Below are 2,673 nucleotides of genomic sequence, written 5' to 3'. Positions count from 1 at the left end.
TGCGACACAAACCCCTGCTCACGCCGCATCACCACATACGTCGAATACGTCGTCGTCTCCGACGGCCCAAACAGATTACGCACTTCCCGCACACCCGTCGTCGCGAAAATCCGCTCCACCAAATCCCGCGACAACGGCTCACCCGCCAGATCCACCGTCCGCACCGACTCCGGCACACCCCCCAACTCCACCAACCTCGACATCACCGACGGAACCGTATTCACCAACGACACATCCACCGGATCCGAAACCAAACTCACCGCATCACGCACCACGACCACCGACGCCCCCACCGCCAACGGCACAAACAACTCAAACACCGAAAGATCAAAATTGATCGACGTCGAAAACAACGTCCGATCCAACACCTNTCGCCCAGAACAACCGCACCATATTCCGATGCTCCACCATCACCCCCTTAGGAACACCCGTCGACCCCGACGTATACAACACATACGCCAAATGCGACGACGTCAGCCCCGACTCGCCACGATCCACATCCGAAACCGGCAGACCACTGAAATCACCCCCCAAATCCACCACCGGACCCGCACCCAACTCATCCATCACCACACCAGCCCGCCGACCGTGCACCAACACCGCAACCGGTTCACAGTCGCTCAGCATGAGCGCCAACCGCTCCGACGGATACGCCGGATCCAACGGCACATACGCACCCCCCGCCTTCAACACACCCAGCAGACCGACCACCAGCTCCACACCCCGCTCAGCACACACCGCCACCCGGCTGTCCGGCCCCACCCCCAACCCCCGCAACCGCCACGCCACCTGATTCGCCCGCGCATTCAACTCCCCATACGTCAACGACTCCGACCCACACACCACCGCCACCGCACCCGCATCCCGCACCACCCGCCGCTCAAACAACTCATGCACACAGCCCGGGGCCTCGAACTCCGCCTCCCCCGCACTCCACGCACCCACCACCAACGCACGCTCCGCCACCGGCAACACATCCAACTCGCGCGCCGACGTGCTCGGTGCCTCCCGCAGCACATCAACCAACTCCAACAGCGCCTTCTCCATCAACCCACACACCCGGCCCGCATCCACCCGTGCAACCGCCTGCGCCGTCAGCACAAACTGCTCACCGAGATCGTCCACCGACAGCATCAAGGGATAGTTGGTGCGCTCCTCACCACCCAGCAGCTCAAATCCCTCCCACACCTGATCGGTAGCTTCAGAAGCAGCAAGGGCGCTGTGCCGGTAGTTGAGCAGGCTGGTGAACAACGGCATCGACGCATGCACACCACTACACCGCTGCGCCAACGCCAACGACGCATGCTCATGCCGCAACAACCGCGTCAAGAGCTCATGAGTACGGAGCACCCCCGCCTCCACGCTCCGCTCGTCAACATCGATCCGGACGGGCAGAGTGTTGATGAACAAGCCCATGCCTCGGTCCGCACCCGCGCCACCGTGCATCCGGCCGAACAACACCGTGCCGAAGACCACGTCCTCCCGGTCGGTCAACCGCGCCAGGACCTGCGCCCACGCCTGGTGGCACAGACTCGCCACGCTCACACCGAGCCGGGCTGCCGAAGCTCGCATCTGCCGGACCAGGTCGGGGCTGAGCTCGATACGCCCCTCATTGACTTCAGAGCTCTCGCCTTGGACGTCCAGCAGTCCAAACGGAGCGGTGGGCTCATCCACGTCACCCAGCAGCTCGCGGAAGAACGCCTCATGCTCATCAGCGCTGACACCCAGCACCGCCTGCGCCACCACATTGCGATACGGCACCGGCTCCGGCAACCGCTCACCCTGGCCGGCCATCACCGCCTGAACCTCCTCGCCCACCACCTCCAACGCCGTGTGATCCCCCACCAGGTGATGCAACAGGATCAACACAAGCCAACGCTCAGCCACCGCGTCGAAGGCCACGCACAACCGCAGCAACGGCGCCTGCCGCAAATCCAGCCGATACCGCCGCGGATCAAAACGCTCCAACAACTCCTCAACACCACCGACAGCCACTTCCTCGACCACCAGCGGCGCATCCCGCCACACCACCTGCACCGGCCGCGACAAACCCTCCCACACCACCGACGAACGCAAAATGTCATGCCGATCCACCACGGACCGCATGGCCGCCACAAAACGATCGACGCGGTCCCGGTCTTCCATTCCCAGCAGGGTCGACAGCAGATACGCATCGCCCTCCCGCGCCATCAGGTGGTGGAAGAGAATGCCTTCCTGGAGCGGCGTGAGCGGGTACATGTCCTGCACATTCGCCACGCCGCCCGGAACCGCCGCCACCACCCGATCAATGTCGTCCTGGGACAGCGCGACCAGCGGCACCATATCCGGCGTAATCACCGCGCTATCCTCGGCGATGAGATTCGGCGGAACCATCACGGCCCCAGAACCGCCGCCCATCGCCACCGCGAAATCCGCCACCGTCGGCGCCTCGAACAACGTACGCACATCCGTCTCGAACCCGAACGCCCGCAACCGCTCCACCAGCGTCACCGCCAGCAGCGAATGCCCACCCAACTCAAAGAAATTGTCACGACGGCCAACCCGCTCAACACCCAGCACCCGCGCCCACACCTCGGCCAGCAGCGTCTCAGCCTCCCCCACCGGGGCCTCATAGGCGCGGGACGCGTAAGCCGCGCCCTCGGGCTCCGGCAGCGCCCGCCGGTCCACCTTCCC

Annotated in this window: 2 protein-coding genes; both read right to left on the bottom strand. The window is 64.5% G+C overall.

The window, feature by feature from the left end:
* A partial coding sequence (locus IEJ02_RS50195) for an AMP-binding protein (RefSeq protein WP_191070483.1) occupies positions 1 to 353 on the bottom strand: 353 nt, incomplete at its 3' end.
* Positions 328 to 2,571: a condensation domain-containing protein gene (locus tag IEJ02_RS47640; RefSeq protein WP_498067145.1), complete on the bottom strand. Its 2,244-nt coding sequence runs from the start codon at positions 2,569 to 2,571 to the stop codon at positions 328 to 330. The genes IEJ02_RS50195 and IEJ02_RS47640, both read right to left, overlap by 26 nt.
* Between the last annotated feature and the right edge of the window lie 102 nt (positions 2,572 to 2,673).

The organism is Streptomyces sp. 5-10, from assembly GCF_014712245.1.
GTDB classification, from domain to species: domain Bacteria; phylum Actinomycetota; class Actinomycetes; order Streptomycetales; family Streptomycetaceae; genus Streptomyces; species Streptomyces violaceusniger.
Note: the sequence above shows the minus strand (reverse complement) of the source record. Positions and strands in the feature narration are given on the sequence as shown.